The sequence below is a fragment of the Streptomyces sp. DT190 genome (genome assembly GCF_049846985.1).
Taxonomy (GTDB): Bacteria; Actinomycetota; Actinomycetes; order Streptomycetales; family Streptomycetaceae; genus Streptomyces.
On sequence record NZ_JBNCNM010000030.1, the window covers coordinates 18,330 to 37,921 of the forward strand.

Genomic DNA, 19,592 nt, shown 5'->3' on the forward strand with positions numbered 1-19,592 from the left:
GGATGTAACGCTCGTCTGCCTCAGGAGAACCGCGCCCGTGATCCGTGCTCACCATCGACTCAAGGGCGGGGCCGCCCAGCTCGGCGCTGCTGGCCCTGGCCTGTCCGGCCCATTCGGCATCTGGCCCGCCGATGACCACCAGGACGACGAGGACCAGGAGCGCAAACTCACCATCGACCCCACGCAGGAGACAAGCACCTGATGACCAGCGAAGACCGCGGCGCCGCCGGCCCGTACATCGAGTACGACAACCACACTGGACCACCTTGGTTACCCGGCCCAGCTCACCGCAGAGAAGACCGCCCTCTTCGAGCGGCTCGGTCTCGCTGCTGAGGGCCACTGCCTGCACGCCGGGTGCCGTCACCACGTCGCTGCCGCGGGGGCGGTGCTGCGCTCCTTCGCACTACGGACCGGCAGCATCGAGCTCACCACCTTCGTTCGAGCCGCGCTCGCCATCGAACTAGGCGACGAGCGCCCCGTAGACCGGCTCCTGAAGGACACCGAGGCGCTGGCTGGCCCCGTGCGCCGCACGGGCCCGAAGGAGCACGGCAGCCCCGCCGACTAAGGTTCGCCAGCCCCATCTGACCAGCCGGTCCAGGAAGCGCTCGTGGGCGCCAGGGACTCGGCAGACCTCACGCGGAGGAACTGATGAACCACGATCTTGCTGCCGACCTTCACCGCCGCGCTGAGCAGGACCAGGCGGCCCGCCAGCGGATGCTCGAGACCGGCGACGGCCGCGACCTTGTCCGGGTCGACGCCGACAACACCGCTTGGCTCAAACAGGCCATCGCGGCACATGGCTGGTTAGGAATCAGCCTGGTCGGCGAGCAGGGAGCCGACGAAGCGTGGCTCCTGGTCCAGCACGCCGACCGCGATCTCGATCTTCAACGTCAGGTGCTCGGTCTCCTTCAGGACGCTGTTGCGGATGGTGAGGCCCTGCCTCGCCATCTTGCCTACCTCACCGACCGGGTTCGGGTCGCGACCGACGAACCGCAGGTATACGGGACTCAGTACATCAAAGCCCCGGACGGGAAGCTGCAGCCGTACACCGTGGCCGAACCCGAACTGCTCGACGCTCGACGTGCCGCCATGGGCTTGGAATCCGCTGCGGAGTACGACAGGCGTATGCGCGGCCGCGATCCTGAAGCCGTCTGATGCTGGAGCTCATGGACGCGGGGGGGGATTCGCCAGCGCTGTGCCGGTCCCGAACGGTTCGGGCTCAATGAGGCCGACGCCCCGGCCTCTCCGAAGGAGCCTCTCGACTATGACCGCCTCTCACACCGCCGCGCTCGCCGTTCCCAGCCCGGGATGCTCCGAGGCCTCGGGCCTGACAGCGCCGGTCTCGGCGTCCTCACCGGCCCCGGTGACGGCAGCTCCGGCTGGCGCCCGGTGCCCCCGCTGTGAACGCGATGCGCTGTACGGCCTGGAGTGCGCGCACTGCGGCCGTGTCATCATCACCGGTCTGATCGGAGGTCCGAGCCTGTGCCCCGCAGAGGAGCGCGCCCAAGCCACCGGACGTCCGTACTGCCCGAAGTGCTACACAGCCGACGCCCAGCTGTACGTCACCGGAGCCGGCGACATGTGCGGCCCGTGTGCGGTCCGACTCCTGGGGCGCCGGGTATCGGACCTAACGCCGGTCGCGGAGACGCCCCCGGCGTGACCCGTGGGGCGGTGAGCTGCACATCCTTACCCGCGGATGGCCGTCGGTGGCCCGCCCGGGACGACGTGCGAAGGGCCTCCGGGCGGGCTCCGCTGTCAACGATGCCAGCAGGCACCGTGCGGTTGGTTGAGGCACGACTGAAGTTGGGCTTGAGCTGAGGCGCTGTTGGGCGGCAGACTCGGTCCCGGAGAACAGTCGGCCTCCCAGTGGTTCCCGCCGTAGCGGGGATGCAGCCCGCCCCGACGCGGGCGCTGCCTGCACGCCTTGATTCCGTAGGCGTGCCCCGCACCTTCCCTTCACCACCGTGAGTTCGTCAGCCACCTGGCCGCGGACCGGACCTGGGTGTCCTGCCCTAGAGCGGGGATAGCGGGATAGCGGGTGGGCTGGACTCACCCCGCCCGACCCACGGCCGTCGGCCGCCTCGACCACAGGGGCTGAGCTCCCGTGTGGCCCCAAGGACTTGGCGACATCACTCCGAGAGGACCACAGACATGACGATCGACACCCAGCGGCTCTACTACCCGGCCGACGACGAACAGCGAGCACACCCGGAACAGCGGGTCTTCGTACGCTTCGATGTCCCCGCCCCTCGAACCCATGCAGACTGGCTGCCGGGGAGGGTGGCCATCTTCGGCAAGCGACTGGCCCTGTGGTGGCCGGAGGGGGCCCCGATCCCCCTGCCCCAGCAGATCACCACCCCGCACGCCGCGTACGACCCACACTTCGGCAAGAACGCGGAAATGATCGTGTGGCCGGAGGACCTGGAGGGGGAGCGCACCACGTATGCCGTCCTGGACAGCGACGAGAAGGTGACTGTGTCCTGGAAGCCGGCCCCCGCCGTGCCGGTCCCGGGGCAGGACGGCGTCCTCGTCTCGAAGTTCGCCGGACGGCCGGTGTTGCGACACAACGGAGACGGCACCATGGTCCTGCTGAACTACTTCACCGGGGCGACGGTCAAGACGATTACTGGCGACAAGGCGCCCCGTCTTCGGGTGACACTCCCCCGACGGGACGTGGTGCGCGAGGCGCGGGAGCAGGTTGTCACCGGATGGCGGTTCGGGTCCGGCTCGGGCACCAATGGGGACGTCGAGGTCGACTGGCCCCGTCTCTGAATCCCTGTCCCGATCCCGCGACTGAGCTGCGCTGCGTCGGGCGGGAAGTGCGCAGGTGGCCCTCAAGTTCAGACTTCAGCTCCCCGGAGCCACTGGGAGAGCAACCTGCCGGAAGGCGCGCGCCGCTTCGGTCACGCGGTGTGCTTGCAAGCTGGCTCTGGCCCCCTCCCCGCGGGGAGGGGGCCAGAGCCGTACCGGTGTCGGTGGGCGCGAGCTTTCAGTGCTCGTGGTCCGGCTTCAGGCCGAGGACGTTGGAGATGAGCGGCACACCGATCGTCAGGGTGAGCATCGACCGGAAGGACTGGGGGATCAGGGTGCTGCCGATCTGGTGGAAGTTGTCGGCCAGAGTGCCCTCTTCGAAGCCGTCGGTGAGGAGGTCCCATGGTGATTGGCCGTGCGGTCGTTCCCGGAACTGGGTAGCCGTGGTGACGGCGTAGCAGATGACAGCCGGCCACAGCTGTTCGACCAGGTAGTCCTGCGCTGCTGGAGGGCTGTCCTCCTCGTCCTCTTCCAGGATGCCGGCCATTTCGGCGTGGAAGCGGTCGCGCAGGTCGGGGTGGGCGGCCTCGACCGCGCTGACGAGGGTGTTCAGGCTTGTGCCTGGTCCCAGTCCCTGCAGGGCTGGCGGCAAGTCGCCGGGCGGAAGCCACACCCAGACCTGGCCCGGGTCGAACCAGTGCGGCAGCGGTAGCCGCAGAACGCCGTCGTCGCCTGCAAGCCGTTCGCGGAAGTCCGGGCCTGCGGCGCAGGCCAAGAGGGCGGTCACGGCTGACCAGCCTGCTGGCGCGGCGGCATCCTCGTCGGTCAGCGCGTCGATGAGGTAGGCCAGGCGCATCGGGTGACCGCCAAGGGTGTCACCGTCGAAGACGCAGAAGGGGCAGAGGAGCCGGTCGTGCTCGGTGGCCGGCAGCAGGTGCGCGGCTGGGTACCTGTCGCTGCACAGGGAGCATTGCGCGTTATTGACCAGTTCGTCGACCTTGGATGCGCGGGCGCGTCCGAGCTCCTCTCCTACCGTGTGCACGATGTCCGTGAGTGGTGTGGTGCCGGGCAGGGTAAGCACCATCGCTTCCCCGGAGTTGATGGGGATCTTGGGCGCGATGAGGGTCAGCTCGGGGACGGTGGTGAGGTCGTAATGCTGCGGGTCGTCGGGATCTGCCTCGGTGTCCGTTCCGCCCGGCCGGGAGAGCATGGACCAGACCGGCCCAAGCCAGCCGGTCCAGATGCCGCCTTCGGGGAACCCATCGGTCTCTACAGGCCAGCCCTCGACTTGGAACGCGTTGATCAGGCGGTCCTGGAGGTCGGCCGTCAGGATTTCCTTGGGGGCGGGGGTGTGAAGTCGGGCGGCCCGGGCGTGGCTGCCGCCATCGGCCTCGGCTCGGATGGCCAACTTCTTCTTGCGGTTGCGCGTCACGCGTGCTCGTCATCCCGTGCGGTCCCACGTCCCGCACTTCGGCATTTCAAGCACAGGTGATCGGTGAGTGAGATTCGACAGAACCTTGTCCGCCGGCGCTGCTGGTCACGTGGGGACGCGCAGCATCGGAGTCGGGCGATCACTAACGCCGCGTTGACGGTAGCGCGGCGGCCCCTACGTGGGCAATCGGCTCGGTGAGGTACCCACGATCGCGCGCCGTGGGCGGAAGCCGGTGAGGCCGTGACGGACGGCGGGCGGCGGCGCAGGTAGAGATGTCTGCCCGTTCATCCTGCCGCCTGCCGAGCCGGTATGCTGCCCGGCAGGCGGCCACGACCGCCGACCGCTGAAGGGGCCTTCCGCCCACGCCGGAGACCTCGTTGGTAGGCCAAGCCGTCCTTCGACGCATCGTGCACCTGACCATGCCTGTCTTCAGAGCGGCGTGTGCGTGGGGCACGCCGCTGCATGGAGTCAGACATGCCTACCAATCCGCCCCGAAAGTCGCGGAAGCGCACGCGAGAACTGCGAGAGCTGAGCCGAGCCGGTGGCCTGCGGTTCACCGAGGCGATGCGGGCGAACGATCGCGCCCGAGCTGGCGACCAACCACTGCCGCTGCGCCCCTCCCCCACCCGCACCATGCTGTTGCCGCTCGTACCGGACGCCCTGACCGGCCTGTATGAACTGGATGGCCTGCTCCTGAGGCTCCGCATGGACATGGTTCTGAATCATGAGGGGGAGCTCGTGGGCTATCGGGACAGTGGAGGTGTGCCGATCCCCGGCGCGCCGATTGAGGACGTCACCGAGGCGTACTGGCAGGTACGCAATGCTCTGCCCGAGGGGACGGAGGAGCTGGTGGACGGGACGGAGGAGTACCCGCCCAACATTCTGCTGCTGGTGGGGCCCGACGGCGGGAACGTGATGCACCTGGCGTCGATCGAGGTAGCCGAGGCGGATCTCGCCCTGCTCACCACGTTCGCCGATGCCCTTGACCGCGCAGCCCGTCCTCGTCCCGGCTCGGAGTTCCAGGTCCTGAGAGAGGCGCTGGGTGAGCTTGGACGAGTGCCCTACTACTCGTGGATGCCCAGGGGGGGCGAGGCCGTCGTCGCCGACTGGGTGCGGCACGCACTGTCGCCGGTCCTGGTCTCGCCTTTCGACGGCCCTCACGGATCCGACGACTACGAGACGCTGTCCGGTGTGCTGCGGTACGCCGAGAGCCTGGGCTGGGAGAGCGTCAAGGTGAACCAGGATGAAGAGGAGGCGGCCGAGCGAGCGTCGTTCAGCATGATGCGCGCGGCGGGGTGGACCTGACAGCCCGCTCCGGGGCCTGGGGTCATCCGTGATGGCCAGAAAGCTGTGCAGCACCGATGGGAAGTGGCCAACTACCACGGGCCAAGCGACGGTGTGGCGTCTTCAGGCGGGCGCGGTTCCGAGGGCGGCGTCGTGCCCATCGTGGAGGCCGCCGCGCACGCATCCGACTCGCTGCTGGACTTCCTGGCCTGCACAGCCGTGACCGCCGTCGACGACGTGCGCGCCGTCGAGATCCCCGAGCAGATCGTCCGGCCCGCCGGGCCCTCGAGGTGACATCTCGGCGATCGACCGCGCTGCCCGGCGCGATCACCGAGATACTCCTCAGCCGACGCAGCGGGCAGCGATTGGGCGCTGCGTCGGTCGGTATCCGAGGATTCGAAGGCACTGCGGCAGAGCTCACGTCTCCGGATCCCAGGCTGCTGCCCGGTCCGGCGATGGGGTTCCCAGACGTGTCCCGGAAATTGCGCAGCCCTCTGTCAGTGCCGGGTGGGAGGATCGCCAGTGGCCGGGCGTCCGGCCGTAATCCGGGGTCGGGGGGACGGACATGAGCAGTGAGAGCACGTACGAGTGGCCGCGTGGGGCGACACCGTCGGACATGATCCAGCTGGAGGCGTGGCTTGCCCAGCACGGATGGGAAGTCGACCCCACGGTCTACATGGCCGGTGCAGGCGGCGCGGCCGTCCAAGTGCGACGTACGGGCGCGGCCTGGCAGGACGGGGAGGCCGGACTACTCATCCTGCCCGCAGAGACGGTGCTGTGGGACGGCGCCCGGATGCACATCGCGCGCAGGCCCGCTGTACCGGCCCGCTGTGCAACCTCGTAGGGTCGGGGTCGGAGAGCACGAGAGGTAGGGGCCGGGTGGACATCAACGAGCAGATCGAGGCTTCGCGGTCGTGGGAGCACGGGGACCCGGGGCCGCGTCCGTACGACCCGAACTCCGCGGCACTGGTGCGCACGGCCGCGTTCCTGGAGCGAATCGCCGGGCTCATCAAGGTGGACCCGGAAGCCTCGGCCCTGGTGCACGCCGGCAACGACCCGGCCGTACTGCTCCCGTTGGCGGAAACGGCACCGGGCCGGGAGCGGCTGCGCCTCGCGTTCGACGAGGACCCCGGCATGGTGCTGTGGCTGGACTCCAGCGCCGTCGGCCAGGACGTCCTCGCCCGGGTTCATATGTCCGTGGACGCCCCGGACCCGGAGGTGGCTGCGGAGGCGATACGCACCGCGCCGTCACCGCAGGTCGCCGAGCAGCGACGCCGCCGGCATGAGGAGAGAGTGCGGAACCACGAGGAGCACCTGCGCTACCTGGCAAGCCCTGAACACGCGGCCCGCAGGCAGCAGACGTACAGGGTGATGATGTCAGCCTTCGAGGCGCAGCGCGGCGCGGAGTAGAGGCAGCACCCGGCTGCGGCTTCGGTGCCTGATCCCTGCGGCGGGCGGGCGCCTACATGCTTCCGGCCCCCTTCGGCATAGAGTCGAAGGGGGCCGGTGCGTTGGTAGCGGGGACAGGATTTGAACCTGCGACCTCTGGGTTATGAGCCCAGCGAGCTACCGAGCTGCTCCACCCCGCGTCGGTAAGACCACCCTACGCTACTGACCGTCGGCCCCGGACCGAATTCCTCTGGCGGTGCCACTTCACCGACCGCTCATTTCGATGGGCGTTCACCCGGGCGGGTGGCACGTCCTTGGCCGCCTGAAGGGCTCGGGGCTATGGTCGGGCGCGGCCCTCGTGCGGCCGAAGGTTCCCGTCCCGTCCCCATGACCGCGACGTACACGGCCGAAGGTGCTCCGCATCAGCGCGTGTCTCGTCCTGTCCGTACTGTCCGGCCGGCGGGTCATGGGCCGCGGGCTGTGAAGGACGTACCGATGACGAAGAACCACGCTCGCAAGTCCGCGGCCCGTGCCCGTGCCGCCATGACTGGTCAGCCCTACACGTCCGCCGGCCTCCGGCGCGAGTCCGAACTCGTCGTGCTGCGGCAGTACGGGAACGGCGGCCCCGGCTGCCTCACCCTGGTCGTCGCGAACTGGACGGCTCCGGGGAACCGGTCCTTGGCTGGCGTCGCGCCGGGAGTGGTGCACCAGTGGCCGAGCTCCGCCGAGCCCGGCAAGCCGCGTATCGACCCGTACCGGCACATGATCGAGCACGGCTGGTCCGACGGCGCGGATCCCTCCATCGGCGTGGCCCAGTGGGGCGTCGTGTTCGCCACCCCGGACGGCGTCCTGAGCCACATCGCGTGGGACGACTGTCTCCTGTACGCCGAGGCCATGCAGCTCACGCCGACCAACCACGCCGCGCTGGCCTGTGCCCAGGACGGTCTGGTCCGCGTCGTGGTCACCAAGACGGCGCAGCCCGCCGACCGCAGCACCACCCAGGCGTGGGTCCAGGGCCTGCTGTCCACGCCCCGGCTGGCGGTGAAGGCCCTGTTCCAGATCCACGAGTCGCCCTGCCTGCCGGGCGCGTTTGTTGAGCACGTCAACAACCGGCTGCCCGACGGTGTCGCCCTGGTCTCCCCCGGATCGGGGTTCCTGCCGCCGTGGTTGACCGGCCCGGCGTAGCCCCGGCGCGGAGCGGCTCTGCGAGGCCGGGAGGAAGGGCAGCCTCGTTGGGATGGTCAGGCTGCCAGGCCGAGGAAGCGGGTCGGGTTCTCCTTCCAGGGGACCTTCTTGCGGCGGTAGGCGTCGAAGGCGGTGCTGCGCAGGGAGTGCCTCGAGTGCAGGGCGACCGTCTCGGGGGGGTTGCCGGCTGCCAGGGCCTGCTGGATCCAGCCGCGCCGGAAGCTGTGCGCGGTGATGCGCCGGACGGCGGAGCGGGCTGCGCGCCGGGCGGTGCGCCATGCCTTGAGGATGGCGTCGGCGTCCTCGGCGGTGGGTGCCGCCTCGGCGGCCTCGTGCGCCTCTTCCTTGGCCTGGGCCGCGGCCGCGAGCTCGTGGGGGGTGGGTGTCGGGGTGAGCTCGGCGGCGCGCGCGGCGGCCTTGACGATGTCGTTGACCGTGTCGGCGGTGATGCCGCCGCGGCGGCGATCATCCTTGGGCGGGCGGCCCGCGGCCTTGGCGCCGATGTTGCCGTGCCGGTCGATACGGCGCAGCAGCGGACCGGGGGTGAGCTGGTCGTCGTCGGCGAGGACGTCGAGCCATTCCCGCAGCGCGTGGATAGGGCACAGTTCCTGGTCGGCGGGGGCGAGGATGCGTACTTCCTGTCCGCGGGCGGACTGGTCCGCCTTGGACCGGCGGATCTTGATGATCAGGGCCTGGCAGGTCGTTTTACGTCCGTCCTCGTCCTCGATCTTCACAGTGGTGATCTTGGCGTCGTGAAGGTTGAGTCGGGCAGGCTCGGAGGCGCGGGCGGCCATCCACCAGGCGATGAGCAGGACAGCGGCGTCCCGTTTCCCCCGCACCGTGGTGCGGTCGAGGGTGCGCACCATGAGCCGCAGTTCGTCCAGGTCGACGGGGTCGGCCTGGAGCGGGCCGGGCTCCACCAGGGGATCGTCTGCCTCCTCGCCAGCACGGTGGCGGATGACGAGCCTGCAGGCCTTGATCTCGGGATCCGACAGCGGAACGCCCTGAATGGCGCGCATCGCGCGCAGGGTGCTGAAGTGGGCCTCGATGGAGTTCGCGGGGTGGCCGCGGTCACCGAGGTCGGAGAGGTAGGACAGGACGGCGTTGGGCTCGTCCTCGGTCCACTCGTATGTGGCGCACCACAGGGCGTACGAGCGCCACCTGCTGGCGCGGGCGTTGCGGGAGTTGCGGGGGACGGCATTGGTGAGCTTGCGGGCGGCCGAGGCGGAGATCCGCTCGCCGGCGGCGGAGACGATGTCCGGCTCGGCGCGGCGTCGGCGTCGGACGGCCGGGGCGGCGCCGATGGCGGGGACGAGTTCGGTCGACGTCATGACGCGGGCTGCTCCTCGTGCGCGCCAGCGGGAACTTCGGGGGTGTTGTTCGGGCGGGGTTCGCTGCCGGGGAGCGGCGGCTGGCCGGCGGCCTGGCGGCGCTGCACGGTCGTGGTGTGGGCCCGCAGGGCGGCGGCGTCCGGGTCGGCGGCGAGGCGCAGTGCGCGGTCGCAGGCCAGGCAGGGGGTGCCGCACAGGGAGCGCTCGAAGTCGTGCGGGCTCACGGGGAGGGTGCCGCAGGCCATGCGCCACCGGCCGGGGCGCTCCTGGCGGGCGCTGTGGTCGAGGCGGCCGCCGTGGACGCGGACGAGCCTGGTCTCCGCCTCCACCCTGGCCAGCACCTCGGCCATCTCGTCGCGGAGGACGAGCGCGGGGCGGCCGGGCCCGGCCGGGTGTACCAGGGGCTGCCACATGTCCACCGTCATCTGCTCCCCCGCTCCTCTCCGGCCTTCTCACAGAAGTCGTTGCGCAAGCCGGATACCTGCGGACGCCGTTTGTCGTGTCCCGGTCGTCTTCTGATTCCGGCTAAGCAGAGAGTATCCGGAATCAGAGCGGGGCGCAGGGCCGACACCCCCCCGTACGGGATTCAACTAAATGCGGCGCCGGGAACCCTTCCGATCAGCACCGAAGGCGCAGGAGGCGATATGAACGCACGATGACGCTGGCGGTATGACCGGGCCGTGAATACACATCACGTCTTAGAACGGCACACAGAGCTTCATTGCATGTCAGGTGCCATTACGCATCATGCGGTTACGACTCAGTAGTCATCGCGTTTGAGTTGAGTTGTAAGTTCAAGATCCATGCTCTACGGTGCGGAACGACCCGGTGACCAGCCGGGCACGAAAACGCGGACCCCGGACGCCGGGAAAGCGAGGAGAACCCGTTGAGACGACGGCGATGGCGCGGCGGCAGTGGGGACGGCCCGCTCATGGACCTGGTCAACCTGGCGGGCATCTTCGCGCCCGTGCTCCTGGCCGCGGTCCTCCTCGGCCGGTACCTCGCCTGACGCCGCCCACCCGCCAGCCGCCCGCCACCTTCAACCCGAACGGGGAAAGCCATGCAGAGTCCTGCTGAACTGCGCCAGAGGGCGGCCGAGTTGGAGGATCGCATCCCTCCGGCCGACGCCGGTCCCCGCACGGACAACGAGCGGATGTTCGCGGAGAAGGCCACCGCGCTGCGCGCCGAGGCCGACCGTCTGGAGGCGGAGACGGTCCCCGGTACCACCGGGACCCTCGCCGAGCGCATCAGCGACGTCATCGCCAACGAGGTCCCCGCCGCCTACGCCGATCTGGCGGGCGAGCGGGCCCGGGAGGTCGTCGCGGCGTGGCAGGACGACGCCACACAGACGCTCGACGGCATCCGGGCATGGTTCGCGCTGTACCGCCCGCAGCTTTCCCCTTCAGCGGCTCAGGCACTGGACGCCCTGCTGAACGAGCAAGCCGGCGAGGAACGTTGAGCACGATCTCCTACACGCACTGGGCGTACTTCCCGGACCGGACCAGCGCCGAGGCGTGCGCGAAGGACCTGGCGGACTACGTCACCCGTCTCCACGAGCCGGACCCCCCGGTCACGCCGAAGTGGCGGCTCTTGGCCGCGCGCGATGTCGAGGTCGGTGGCCTCGACGAGCGACACCGGGAGGTGGAGGCGATCGTCACCCGGCACGGAGGCGAGTACGACGGCGGAGAGGCGACGTACGAGTCCGGGCACCCCGTGGCGGACCCGATGATCGTCGACCGCGACGAGAACTGAAACAGCCGGGAGACGAGAGCAGCGATGACCACGAAGACCACCCGGCCCGGCAGGGCGGCCGCCACGGACGAATGGCTGGCCAGGAAGCTCATCGAGGCCGGGTTCGGCGGCGCCGACTGCGACTTCCCCGACTGCACGAACGCCCGGGCCCCGCGCCCTCCGGGCAAGGCAGGCACGCCGACCAAGTTCTGCGTGCAGCACAACAACCCGCGCGACCGTCAGCGGGCCTATCGGGTACGCAAGGCCCTGGAGAAGGAGCGCGCCGCCGCACCGGAGCCCGTACCGGTGCAGCAGGCCGTAGCCCGGGGCGCCCGCGAGGAGCAGGTCCTCGCCTCCCTGCTGCCCCGGGTACTGACCGCGCTGGAAGCTGTACACCAGGGACAGCAGGCCGGCGCCGACACCGCGGCAGTCGCCGCTCACATCGAACAGGTCACCAGCGACGCCGCCGAGAAGGTCCGCCAGGCCGAAGAGCGGCGCGAGGAGGCCGTGGGCGATGCCGAGGCGGCCCGCGCGGAGGCCTCCCGCAGCGAGCAGGCCGCCGAGCACGCCCGCGCCGAGCGGCAGGCAGCCCTGCTGGAGGCGGCCTGCGCGCTGGGCGAAGCCGCCGACGCCGACAGGCGCGCCACCGCGGACCGCGCCGCGCTCGACGAGCTGTCCGACGCGCATCGCGAGCTGCGCGACACCCACCAGCAGCTCAGCGGCGCGCACGGCCTGCTGAAGACGCGGCATGAGGAACTGGAGCAGGCCCACACCGCCCTCACCGGCGAGCACCGCCAGCTCCTGGCCGCCCATGGCCGGCTCCAGGGTGAAGCCGAGACGCAGCGCCGTCGCTTGGAGGAGTTGTCCGGCCAGTACACCCGTCTTGAGGAGACGCAGCGGTGTACGGCCGCCGACCTCGCCGCCGCCCAGAGTGAGAACACCGGCCTGGCCGCCCGTCTTGAGGAACTCCAGGCGCACCGCGAAGAGCTCAAGACCGAGAACGGCTGGCTGAACGGCCTGCTGGAGGAGGAGCGCGAGCGGCACCGCCGGGAGCTGGCCGCCCTGCAAGCGGAGCTCAATACCGCCCGGAAGGCCCCCGCCCCGGACGCGACCGCCGGGCACGACGACAACCACACACCCGGTCCGGACCCGGCCGACAGTGACGAGGACACCGACGCCGCACAGGACGAACCCAGGGCTCCCGTCGCCATCGAGGACCTGGGCGTGCACGGCGGGGCCGCATGGACTCTGGTGCGCTACGAAGACGATCACAGTCGCTGGCGGGTGCTGCTCGACGGTGAGATCGCGGGCAGCATCCAGCCCGAACATTCCCTGCACGGGACCTCGCTCCTGGGCTGGTCCGCTCGGACCAGCCACGCGATGCCGCTGCGGCCGCCCCACGGCCAGAAGCACTTCGCCAACCGCGAGCAGGCCGCGGGCGCGGTCGTCCGAGACGGGCTGCGCCGGGCCCCGGCCCCCGGTTCGGCGGCCGCGGTGACTGCCACCTTCGCCGTACTGACCGAGCCGGACCAGAACGCTCTGGTCGCCGCCGTGATCCCACTGGCCATCGCCACGCCGGAGCGCGGCGGCAAGCTGGGCCGGCTCCCGCAGGCTGTCCGGGAGGCCGCCCTGCGCACCGCGCTGCGGGTGCCCGGCGAAGACGACCTCCGGCAGCTCACTGCCCTCGACGCCACAGAACTCGGCCGCAGCAAGGAAGCCCGGCAACTGCTCCGCGCACTTCAGGACCTGGCCCCCTCTGCGGCGCAGCAGGAGACCGGACCAGTGGACCTGGGCACGATCGGTGGCCGCGCCTGGCGGCTGGAGCCCGACCCCACCTATCAGGGCGGCTACCGGGTTCTGGCCGACGACACCGAGGTCGGCGCCGTCGCCCCCGTCCGCCGCCGCAAGACCGACACCGTCCGGTGGACGGCCGAGCACCGGCGGCGCGCTCTCGGACGCGGCCCGGCCCATGCCGGACGGGATGCGGCCGCCCAGGCTGTGATCACGGCGGAGGACGCTTGGGTTCCGCTGCCCGAGCTGGACGACGAGGCCTACCTGCGCATCCCGGCGGGGCTCCGCAGCGACCTCTACGGCGCGGCCGGACGGGTCGACATGCGGCGCGGCCGGCTCGCCCAGATCCAGCCGGGCGCCTACCGCCAGCAGCTCCACACCGCGCTCGGCCAGTCCAGGCGCAGTGCCAGCGGCCGGATCCGCGGCCAGCACCTGGCTGTCCTGCTCGACGCCGCCCGTGAGGACCTCGGCGCTCCCGGCAGCGCGGCTGCAGACCGGTTGTACGAGGCGATTCAAGGCATCCGCAGCGTCTTCGTGACGAGCACGTCCTCGAGGCCATGAGAGGCCATATCTCGGAAAGAAGCTGTCGCCCCGACCGAAGACGATGGAAGGCACCAGATGGACACCCTGCAACCGGCCGACCCTGTAACCACAGCCGTGACCACGCTTCTCCTGGCACACCACCCCAGGGCGAAGTTTGACGCGACCGGCGCCGTCGTCACGGCCGGATTCCTGTGCTCACCGGGTGCGCCAGGTTCCGCTCAGGCACGCGTCAGCCACCGCACCCCGTTCCCGAGTTCCGCCAATGGGCTCTCTTTCGAAGGCGTCGCAGCTGAGGAGTACGTCCTCGTCGCCGCCTATGCCGACCTCCTGCGCGAAAACGGCTGGACGGTAATTGACCGTACGACCAATCGGCCCAGGCTTCTCGTCTCGAAGACCCCTGCGGTCGTGCCCTGAATGAGGTTCCTCAGGTGTCCATGACCAGGCACTGATGGGCGGGGGCTGCCTCTCACGGAAGGTGGGACGGAACATCAGATCGGACTGACGGATTCGCGGGCAGACGACAGCGTCGGGGCACGGGCGGTTCAGTGGCGCTCCCCCAACGCTATTGGAGCTGTCATGAACCTTGCCGAACTCGACCGTCTGCGTGGAGAAGCCGAGCAGCTGCGCGCGGTGGATACCCAGGACATCCCCGGTCCGGAGCGCACCCTCCTGCTCGGCTACACCTGTGACCGGGACACTTGGCATGTGTACGTGCGTGGTGCCTACCTGCACGTCCTGGTGTACAACCACGTCACCCGCGTCGTGGTGCGCTACGAGAGGCATTTCCACTGGCAGGCCGCCGACCTGGTACCTGACAAGCGGGTCTACCCGGAGAGCACCGACCTGGAGTTCGCCCGGCTTCTGACGTCTCACGGGGTGGACCTTCAGTTCGCCTCGTTCGACCCGGCCCGATTTGACCGCCTCGCGCAGAAGCCGTTCCACGGGGCGATCTACGACTCGGCCACTCGGGGCCTTGCCGACGTGGAGAGAGGCTCCCTGTGACCGCTATGGGTGAACAGCAGGGAATGCCCCCGGAGATGGCCCGTTCCTGGACGCCGCAGGCTCGCTCCGAACGGCTCGACGCCGAACGCCGAGAACGGCAGGAGTTGGCCCATCGGATCGGCCGGACGCTCGCTGCCGAGTTCAACGACCGACAGGTCGAGGGCGGAGGCTGGCGTCACCAGGTCGCCCCCGTGAACTTCGTGAGCGTCCTCCTGACGCACCCCAGCGGGATGAGCTTGTCGCTCACGCATGAGGGCAGCTACCGCAAGGGCGCGGCGGGTAGGCGGCTCACGGTGCGCGGCGGCTACCCATCCGAGTACTGCGGATGGCGAGCCGAGCCCGTGACCGTGGGGATCGACACCTCCAGCGAAAGCAAGGCCCGTCAGATCATCAGGCGCCTGCTGCCCGACTACCTGAGCACCTTCGGGGCTGCCCGTGCGATGCAGCAAAGGGTCCAGGAGGAAACACGGAGCCGGCAGAGGCTCAACCGACGCATGCAGGATGTACTGCCAGCGCTGCGAGCCGCCCCGTACGAGCAGCCTCATGCTGTCGACGCCCGCAAGCAGTCGCATTGGTCAGCGGCGCAGCATCGGCCAGATGGGGCCTCGGCGCCCCGAGCGCACTGCTCCGGCTCCGTACGGCTGGCTGATGACGCCTCGTCGGCAGAGGTCCTGAAGCTGACGAACGTGCCAGCAGACCTGCTCCTGGAAATCCTCGCCCTGATCAACGCGCAACCGGTCCTCGAAGGCCGCGTGATGCCCCGAATGATCTCTCCCCAGCGCCCCGAGCTGCCCGCCGCGCCCACCGTCATCCACGTCTGAAGCCAGAGGCGGGGCGAGTTCCGGGGCCGCCCACGCCTCCACCGCGCTCGCCCGGCCGGGGAGGCGGCTCGCACCCTCTGCGAGCGCACCGGTCCGCTCACGTGCTGTCCGCCAGCACCGCCCCGCGGCTCTCCTGCCCGTCTCGTCGGGTGCTGCGGCCGTGGTCACTGACGTACAGAGCCGGCTCCTTGCGGAAGACCTCGGGCCGGTCGCGGTCTGCCCTCGGGTGCAGCGGAGGGAGATTCGCCACGACTGCGAGCTGGGCGCGGACTCGACAAGCATCGGCTCCACTTCGCCGCCCTACCACCGAGCGGCGCGACATCGGCGGCCTCGCCCCGTTGAAACTCACCTGGACTCCCAGACGAAGGAACGCGCGTATGACAGAAGAACTCAAAAGGATGCTCGACGGTTTCTCGGTCGGCGACCACGTGACGGCCACGGGTGCTGACACTCGCGGTCATCAGGTCACTCGCACGGGCTACCTCCTCACCGAGCCGCAGCTCGTTGACGCCCGGCGCAACGGCTGCCCGGCCAAGGGCCTTCGCCTGTTCATCGGAGCGAAGGACACCGACGCGAGCGACCGCACCACCTGGACCACGCTCTTCTCCGACGCAGGCGTCATCGAGCACACCCCGGAGCCGGAGGCCGGCAAGTGGTCCATGACCGAGCTCCGCTTCGTTCCGGGCGTGAAGGCCAGCAGCCACACAACTCGCATCCTGTTCGGTGGCAAGGGCGGCGCCCGCTCGACCGGGCCGACCCAGGCCACGCCGGTCACCGTCACGTACACCGATGACGGCATCTACGCTCTGTGGGACCCCGCCTCGGACACGACGCATGCGACCATCAGGCTCTCGGCCAAGATCTGGTGGGCGCACCTTCCTCCGGAAGCCGCCGTCGATCCCGTGAGAGCGGAGTAGCGGCGGCCGGCGAAGTCCTGGAAGCCCATCCATAGCAGCGACGCCCCCACCGTGAAGATCTACGGTGGGGGCGTCGCTGTCGAGTTGGTGAGAACGCCGTCTTGCGTCGGCAGGCCAGCGCTTACGCCTGGAGGCGCCCTACCGGGTGATCACCATCGTGTCGGCGACCTTGTCGTGCAGGCACTGCTGGTACGGCTTATCCCAGCAGCACCAGAGCGGGTTGAGAAGGCCGAGGACCGGAATCACCGCGGCGATGAAGAAGAAGGTCTCCCGTCCCATCGCCCGCCAGAACCCGGTCGGCAGGGCTGACTGGCTCCGCACGATGCGGATCTTGCAGATCCTCTTCCCGATGGTGGAACCGAACCGCCAGACGCTGAAGGGGAAGTACAGGACGTAGGTGGTGAGCAGCCAGGCCACCAGCACTGTCTGTCCGGCGGCACCGGCGCCGGAATCGATCCAGATCATCAGCGGGATCGCCGTCACGAAGTAGGCGACGTACCAGATCACGAGGTCCAGAAGCCGGGCGCCGAGCCGGGCGCCGATGTTGGCGAGCAACGGGCCTGCTGGCGGCCCGCTATGCACCGGCCCGACATGTGGGTGGCCCGGCGCGTAGGACGCGTACGCGGCCGGGGCGTGGCTGGGTGAGCCGTACGCGCTGTCAGCGGCGGGGGTGGGGCCGGAAGGGCCGTAGGGCTGTGTCGTCATGAAGGCTTCCTGGACCGTCGGTGGTTGGGACGCCGGAAAGCTAGGCCCCGATCCGGACATCTCCTCGGCCCGCCCTCTACCCGACGCAGGGTGGCCGGCGTCGTCGCGCGTACGGCTCGGAGGGATGGGCCTGAGTCGTACGCCCTCGAGGGGCCGTGTGTTCTGTCGGCGGATACCTCACCGGTGGCGCGCCGCCCAGTCTGATCCGCTCGGGCATGACGCTTGGCGTATGCCGCCTATTGCTGTCCGACTGGGCACCTGCCGGTCTCGGGCATCACGGCCGCCGGTTCTCGCCCGTACGAGCCTCTGGCCCCCGGATCCTGTTCAGTCTGCCTCCCAGCCGGAATCCGCAGTTCTAGGAGAGCAGCATGACGACCACACTGGAGCGCCTGGCCACTGAGCCGAAGCACGAGACGGCCATCCTCCTGCCCAACGTGTGGTCCGATCTCCAGCATTGCGTCCTTGCGCTGTGCCCGTGCGGCAGCGCAGCCAGAGTGGACGTCCGTGATGGCGTCCTGGGCGCACACGAGCCGAAGGCCGAGTGGACCTTGGACGGTAAGCGTCGTGCTGTCATCCGGGATGCGTACGGCATCGGCTCCACCTGCCGTTACAGCGGGCGGGCCGTCACCCTGGCCTCCGCCCTGGCGCGTGACAACGTACTGACCCCGGCCGAGCGCGGGGTGCGTGACAGGACTCAGCGGCTCCTCGAAGCCGGGGTCGTATTCGCCCCTCCCCGCGGATACGCCCTGCCGAAGGCTGCGGCCAACCTGCTCTCCCATGCCGAGGATCACGGCTGGATTGCCGCACAGGCCTGGGCCCCGTACGAGGACGGGTTCACCCTGAGCGTCCGCGTGAGCCGTGCGGTGGACGACGGGCTGGGGTGGCAGTTCGACCTGTCGTGGTTCTGCGCACCCGGAGTCGCGCGGCGGACTCGGTTCGGGCTGAGCCGGTCGCCGGATCGCAGGGGGCTGTACGACACCCCGTCGGTGAAGGCGATCCACGGTGTCATCGCTGCCCATTCCGTGCGCCAGAAGGCATGACGCGCTGCGGCGCCGGCTGGTCACGCTGTCCGCGCGCGTGGGCGCGCATCCGTACTGGGAGGGCCGCACTCCTCCCGCGGGCGCTCGTGCGCAGGTGCGCCGGCTGGCCCGTGAGCGGGTGAGCCCGCCGGACGGGTTCCGGTCGTGAGGCGACGAGGACTGCCGGGGCGGCGCCGCTGTCGGTGCCGCGGGGTTGCCGGCGCTGATCCGCGTGAGACGTCTGGCCTGACCTGGAGCATTCGTCCGCTGCGTCGCCTCGGCCGGGGTGCTTGCGTCCGGGCTGTCGAGCTGGCGGGTTCAGCGGGTTCGGGCTCGGCCGAAGAGCAGCCGGTCGGTGGCGAGGGTGGCGTCCAGGTAGGCGTCGATCCGCGCGGCGTCGGCGGTCTGCGGCAGCGGATCCAGTCCCAGAAGCAGGACCGCCTCTGCGTTGCGTGCGACCAGTTCGGTCCAGGGCCGGCGGGTGGACAGCCGGAGCCGGCGGGAGACCCCGGGCACGTGCAGCAGCACCTGGTCGCCGACGATCTGCAGGCAGCGCTCCAGTTCCGGAACGACCTCCCGGGCGCCGGTCAGGCCTCCCAGGCTGGCGGACAGCCGCCGCATCCCGGCCTCGGCCGTCTCGGCGGTGCCCGAGCCGGTCAGGGCGGGAGCGCGGGTGATCAGGATGTGCGCGGTCTCATGCCCGTCCGGGCGGGTGTCGGCCCAGGTCCAGGTGGCAAGGGACACCAGCAGCCGCAGATCAGGGGCGGGCGGCGTGAGCAGGACTGTCATGCTGTCGTGCCTCCCGCGGCCTTGAAGCAGCACCAGACGATCTTTCCGGTCGGGGTGCGGTCCTGAACTCCCCAGCCGTCGGCGAGCGCGGCCACGAGGATCAGGCCGCGTCCGGAGGTGTCGGTGTCGGCGGCCTGCCGGGCCTTGGGGTGCCGGCGGCGGCTGTCGTGTACTTCCATGCGCACGGTTTCCTCCTGGGCGTCGAGCTTGACCAGGAAGCCGTGTCCGGGAACGGTGCCGTGGACCATGGCGTTGGTGGCGAGCTCGGAGACGCAGAGCCGGATGTCTTCGACACGGTCCGGCAGGCCCCAGTCGGTCAGGGCCTCGGAGGTGAAGGATCTTGCCAGGCTGATCGACTCGGGGCGAGCTTCGAAGAATTGTTGGGTCGTCAGGGCCATCGTGGTCCTCGTGACTCGGCGTCCAGGACGCGGGTGGTGCCGGGTTGGCGGTGGCGGACGGGACCGGTGCGGGCGGCGGCGTGGTGGGTGGTCCGGGGCTTGCGGACCAGCAGCAGCCGTGAGCCGGCCGCCTCGATCCGGCGCCTGCGTTCGGCGGCTATGGCCTTCGGTCCCAGGTGCGACATGGCCGGGGCGATCACGCCGTAGACGTCCGGCAGCGCGAGCACGTCCAGCAGCCCGGTGAACGCCGCCGACGCGGCGCCCGCCGCCGTGTCCCGGTCGGTGAAGACGCCCGACAGCTGCAGTTCGTGGCTGCGGCAGTACTCGGCGAGCGAGCCGACCAGCGCCTCCTGCCGTGCCGGGGAGACCCGCACCAGCCGCAGAAGGCCGTACACGACCGGGCCGTTGACCTGGCGCTGCTCGGTGAGGGGTTCCATGCTGGGGACCATCCAGAAGGCTCGACAGAGAAGTGACGCTCTGAGCGTGGCCGCTGCCCAGCTCGTC

At 70.1% G+C, this 19,592-nt stretch carries 24 protein-coding genes, 1 tRNA gene and 1 pseudogene; 18 read left to right on the forward strand and 8 right to left on the reverse strand.

Going from position 1 to position 19,592, the window contains the following annotated elements; genetic code table 11:
- Window positions 1-37: 37 nt before the first annotated feature.
- The 4 genes and pseudogenes from ACPXCS_RS35410 (at window position 38) to ACPXCS_RS35425 (ending at window position 2,772) form a co-directional block, all read left to right on the forward strand.
- Window positions 38-202: a hypothetical protein gene (locus ACPXCS_RS35410; RefSeq protein WP_413093307.1), complete on the forward strand. Its 165-nt coding sequence runs from the start codon at window positions 38-40 to the stop codon at window positions 200-202.
- A 27-nt stretch (window positions 203-229) separates the two neighbouring features.
- Window positions 230-565: pseudogene (locus tag ACPXCS_RS35415) on the forward strand (DUF6420 family protein); the annotation flags it as partial.
- A gap of 83 nt (window positions 566-648) precedes the next feature.
- Window positions 649-1,155, forward strand: coding sequence for a DUF6624 domain-containing protein (locus ACPXCS_RS35420; protein ID WP_413093308.1), 507 nt, complete (start codon window positions 649-651; stop codon window positions 1,153-1,155).
- Window positions 1,156-2,151: 996 nt separating this feature from the next.
- Window positions 2,152-2,772 carry a hypothetical protein gene (locus ACPXCS_RS35425; RefSeq protein WP_413093309.1) on the forward strand — a complete coding sequence of 207 codons (621 nt, stop codon included), beginning with the start codon at window positions 2,152-2,154 and terminating at the stop codon, window positions 2,770-2,772.
- 217 nt (window positions 2,773-2,989) lie between these two features.
- Here ACPXCS_RS35425 and ACPXCS_RS35430 read toward each other — a convergent pair whose 3' ends face one another.
- Window positions 2,990-4,183, reverse strand: coding sequence for a hypothetical protein (locus ACPXCS_RS35430; RefSeq protein WP_425823951.1), 1,194 nt, complete (start codon window positions 4,181-4,183; stop codon window positions 2,990-2,992).
- A 474-nt stretch (window positions 4,184-4,657) separates the two neighbouring features.
- Between ACPXCS_RS35430 and ACPXCS_RS35435 the strand changes: the two genes are divergently transcribed.
- The 4 genes from ACPXCS_RS35435 (at window position 4,658) to ACPXCS_RS35450 (ending at window position 6,877) form a co-directional block, all read left to right on the forward strand.
- Window positions 4,658-5,488 carry a hypothetical protein gene (locus ACPXCS_RS35435; RefSeq protein WP_425823949.1) on the forward strand — a complete coding sequence of 277 codons (831 nt, stop codon included), beginning with the start codon at window positions 4,658-4,660 and terminating at the stop codon, window positions 5,486-5,488.
- Window positions 5,489-5,620: 132 nt separating this feature from the next.
- Entirely contained in the window at window positions 5,621-5,761 is a 141-nt protein-coding gene (locus tag ACPXCS_RS35440) for a hypothetical protein (protein WP_413093312.1), read from the forward strand.
- Window positions 5,762-6,032: 271 nt separating this feature from the next.
- Window positions 6,033-6,311 (forward strand): hypothetical protein, encoded by a 279-nt coding sequence (locus ACPXCS_RS35445; RefSeq protein WP_413093313.1) that lies wholly within the window; start codon window positions 6,033-6,035, stop codon window positions 6,309-6,311.
- Window positions 6,312-6,346: 35 nt separating this feature from the next.
- Window positions 6,347-6,877: a hypothetical protein gene (locus tag ACPXCS_RS35450; protein WP_413093314.1), complete on the forward strand. Its 531-nt coding sequence runs from the start codon at window positions 6,347-6,349 to the stop codon at window positions 6,875-6,877.
- Between the two features lie 102 nt (window positions 6,878-6,979).
- Here ACPXCS_RS35450 and ACPXCS_RS35455 read toward each other — a convergent pair.
- Window positions 6,980-7,056, reverse strand: a tRNA-Met gene (locus ACPXCS_RS35455).
- 295 nt (window positions 7,057-7,351) lie between these two features.
- Here ACPXCS_RS35455 and ACPXCS_RS35460 point away from each other — a divergent pair.
- Entirely contained in the window at window positions 7,352-8,041 is a 690-nt protein-coding gene (locus ACPXCS_RS35460; protein WP_413093315.1) for a hypothetical protein, read from the forward strand.
- Window positions 8,042-8,097: 56 nt separating this feature from the next.
- Here the strand turns inward: ACPXCS_RS35460 and ACPXCS_RS35465 are convergent, their stop codons facing one another.
- Window positions 8,098-9,372 (reverse strand): integrase, encoded by a 1,275-nt coding sequence (locus ACPXCS_RS35465; RefSeq protein ID WP_413093316.1) that lies wholly within the window; start codon window positions 9,370-9,372, stop codon window positions 8,098-8,100.
- Window positions 9,369-9,797, reverse strand: coding sequence for a hypothetical protein (locus ACPXCS_RS35470; RefSeq protein WP_413093317.1), 429 nt, complete (start codon window positions 9,795-9,797; stop codon window positions 9,369-9,371). Before ACPXCS_RS35470 ends, ACPXCS_RS35465 begins: the two co-directional genes overlap by 4 nt.
- 461 nt (window positions 9,798-10,258) lie before the next feature.
- On the opposite strand from ACPXCS_RS35470, the gene ACPXCS_RS35475 reads away from it, so the two are divergent.
- The 8 genes from ACPXCS_RS35475 (at window position 10,259) to ACPXCS_RS35510 (ending at window position 16,177) form a co-directional block, all read left to right on the forward strand.
- The gene (locus tag ACPXCS_RS35475; protein ID WP_425823947.1) at window positions 10,259-10,381 is read left to right on the forward strand and encodes a hypothetical protein; all 123 of its coding nucleotides are present in this window, start codon (window positions 10,259-10,261) and stop codon (window positions 10,379-10,381) included.
- Window positions 10,382-10,432: 51 nt separating this feature from the next.
- Entirely contained in the window at window positions 10,433-10,831 is a 399-nt protein-coding gene (locus ACPXCS_RS35480) for a hypothetical protein (protein ID WP_425823945.1), read from the forward strand.
- Window positions 10,828-11,124, forward strand: a complete 297-nt coding sequence (locus ACPXCS_RS35485) for a ribonuclease E inhibitor RraB (protein WP_413093320.1) — start codon at window positions 10,828-10,830, stop codon at window positions 11,122-11,124. Before ACPXCS_RS35480 ends, ACPXCS_RS35485 begins: the two co-directional genes overlap by 4 nt.
- 24 nt (window positions 11,125-11,148) lie before the next feature.
- The gene (locus tag ACPXCS_RS35490) at window positions 11,149-13,455 is read left to right on the forward strand and encodes a hypothetical protein (RefSeq protein WP_425823943.1); all 2,307 of its coding nucleotides are present in this window, start codon (window positions 11,149-11,151) and stop codon (window positions 13,453-13,455) included.
- A gap of 57 nt (window positions 13,456-13,512) precedes the next feature.
- Entirely contained in the window at window positions 13,513-13,851 is a 339-nt protein-coding gene (locus ACPXCS_RS35495) for a hypothetical protein (protein WP_425823941.1), read from the forward strand.
- A 162-nt stretch (window positions 13,852-14,013) separates the two neighbouring features.
- On the forward strand, window positions 14,014-14,439 hold the full coding sequence (locus ACPXCS_RS35500; protein ID WP_425823940.1) for a hypothetical protein: 426 nt from the start codon (window positions 14,014-14,016) through the stop codon (window positions 14,437-14,439).
- A 5-nt stretch (window positions 14,440-14,444) separates the two neighbouring features.
- Complete coding sequence (locus tag ACPXCS_RS35505; RefSeq protein ID WP_425823938.1) at window positions 14,445-15,260, forward strand: hypothetical protein; 816 nt, start codon at window positions 14,445-14,447, stop codon at window positions 15,258-15,260.
- A gap of 398 nt (window positions 15,261-15,658) precedes the next feature.
- Window positions 15,659-16,177, forward strand: a complete 519-nt coding sequence (locus tag ACPXCS_RS35510; protein ID WP_425946733.1) for a hypothetical protein — start codon at window positions 15,659-15,661, stop codon at window positions 16,175-16,177.
- 138 nt (window positions 16,178-16,315) lie between these two features.
- On the opposite strand, the gene ACPXCS_RS35515 is transcribed toward ACPXCS_RS35510, so the two are convergent.
- Window positions 16,316-16,882: an RDD family protein gene (locus ACPXCS_RS35515; RefSeq protein ID WP_425823934.1), complete on the reverse strand. Its 567-nt coding sequence runs from the start codon at window positions 16,880-16,882 to the stop codon at window positions 16,316-16,318.
- A gap of 368 nt (window positions 16,883-17,250) precedes the next feature.
- Between ACPXCS_RS35515 and ACPXCS_RS35520 the strand changes: the two genes are divergently transcribed.
- Window positions 17,251-17,922, forward strand: coding sequence for a hypothetical protein (locus ACPXCS_RS35520; protein WP_425823932.1), 672 nt, complete (start codon window positions 17,251-17,253; stop codon window positions 17,920-17,922).
- Window positions 17,923-18,219: 297 nt separating this feature from the next.
- Here the strand turns inward: ACPXCS_RS35520 and ACPXCS_RS35525 are convergent, their stop codons facing one another.
- Genes ACPXCS_RS35525 through ACPXCS_RS35535 form a run of 3 tightly spaced genes read right to left on the reverse strand, consistent with a single transcriptional unit; the run spans window position 18,220 to window position 19,525 of the window.
- A complete protein-coding gene (locus ACPXCS_RS35525; protein WP_007490480.1) occupies window positions 18,220-18,690 on the reverse strand; it encodes a hypothetical protein in 471 nt (156 codons plus the stop codon).
- Complete coding sequence (locus ACPXCS_RS35530) at window positions 18,687-19,088, reverse strand: ATP-binding protein (RefSeq protein WP_383348177.1); 402 nt, start codon at window positions 19,086-19,088, stop codon at window positions 18,687-18,689. Before ACPXCS_RS35530 ends, ACPXCS_RS35525 begins: the two co-directional genes overlap by 4 nt.
- Complete coding sequence (locus ACPXCS_RS35535; RefSeq protein ID WP_007490484.1) at window positions 19,079-19,525, reverse strand: hypothetical protein; 447 nt, start codon at window positions 19,523-19,525, stop codon at window positions 19,079-19,081. The genes ACPXCS_RS35530 and ACPXCS_RS35535 overlap by 10 nt, the downstream gene beginning before the upstream one ends.
- Window positions 19,526-19,592: the final 67 nt, after the last annotated feature.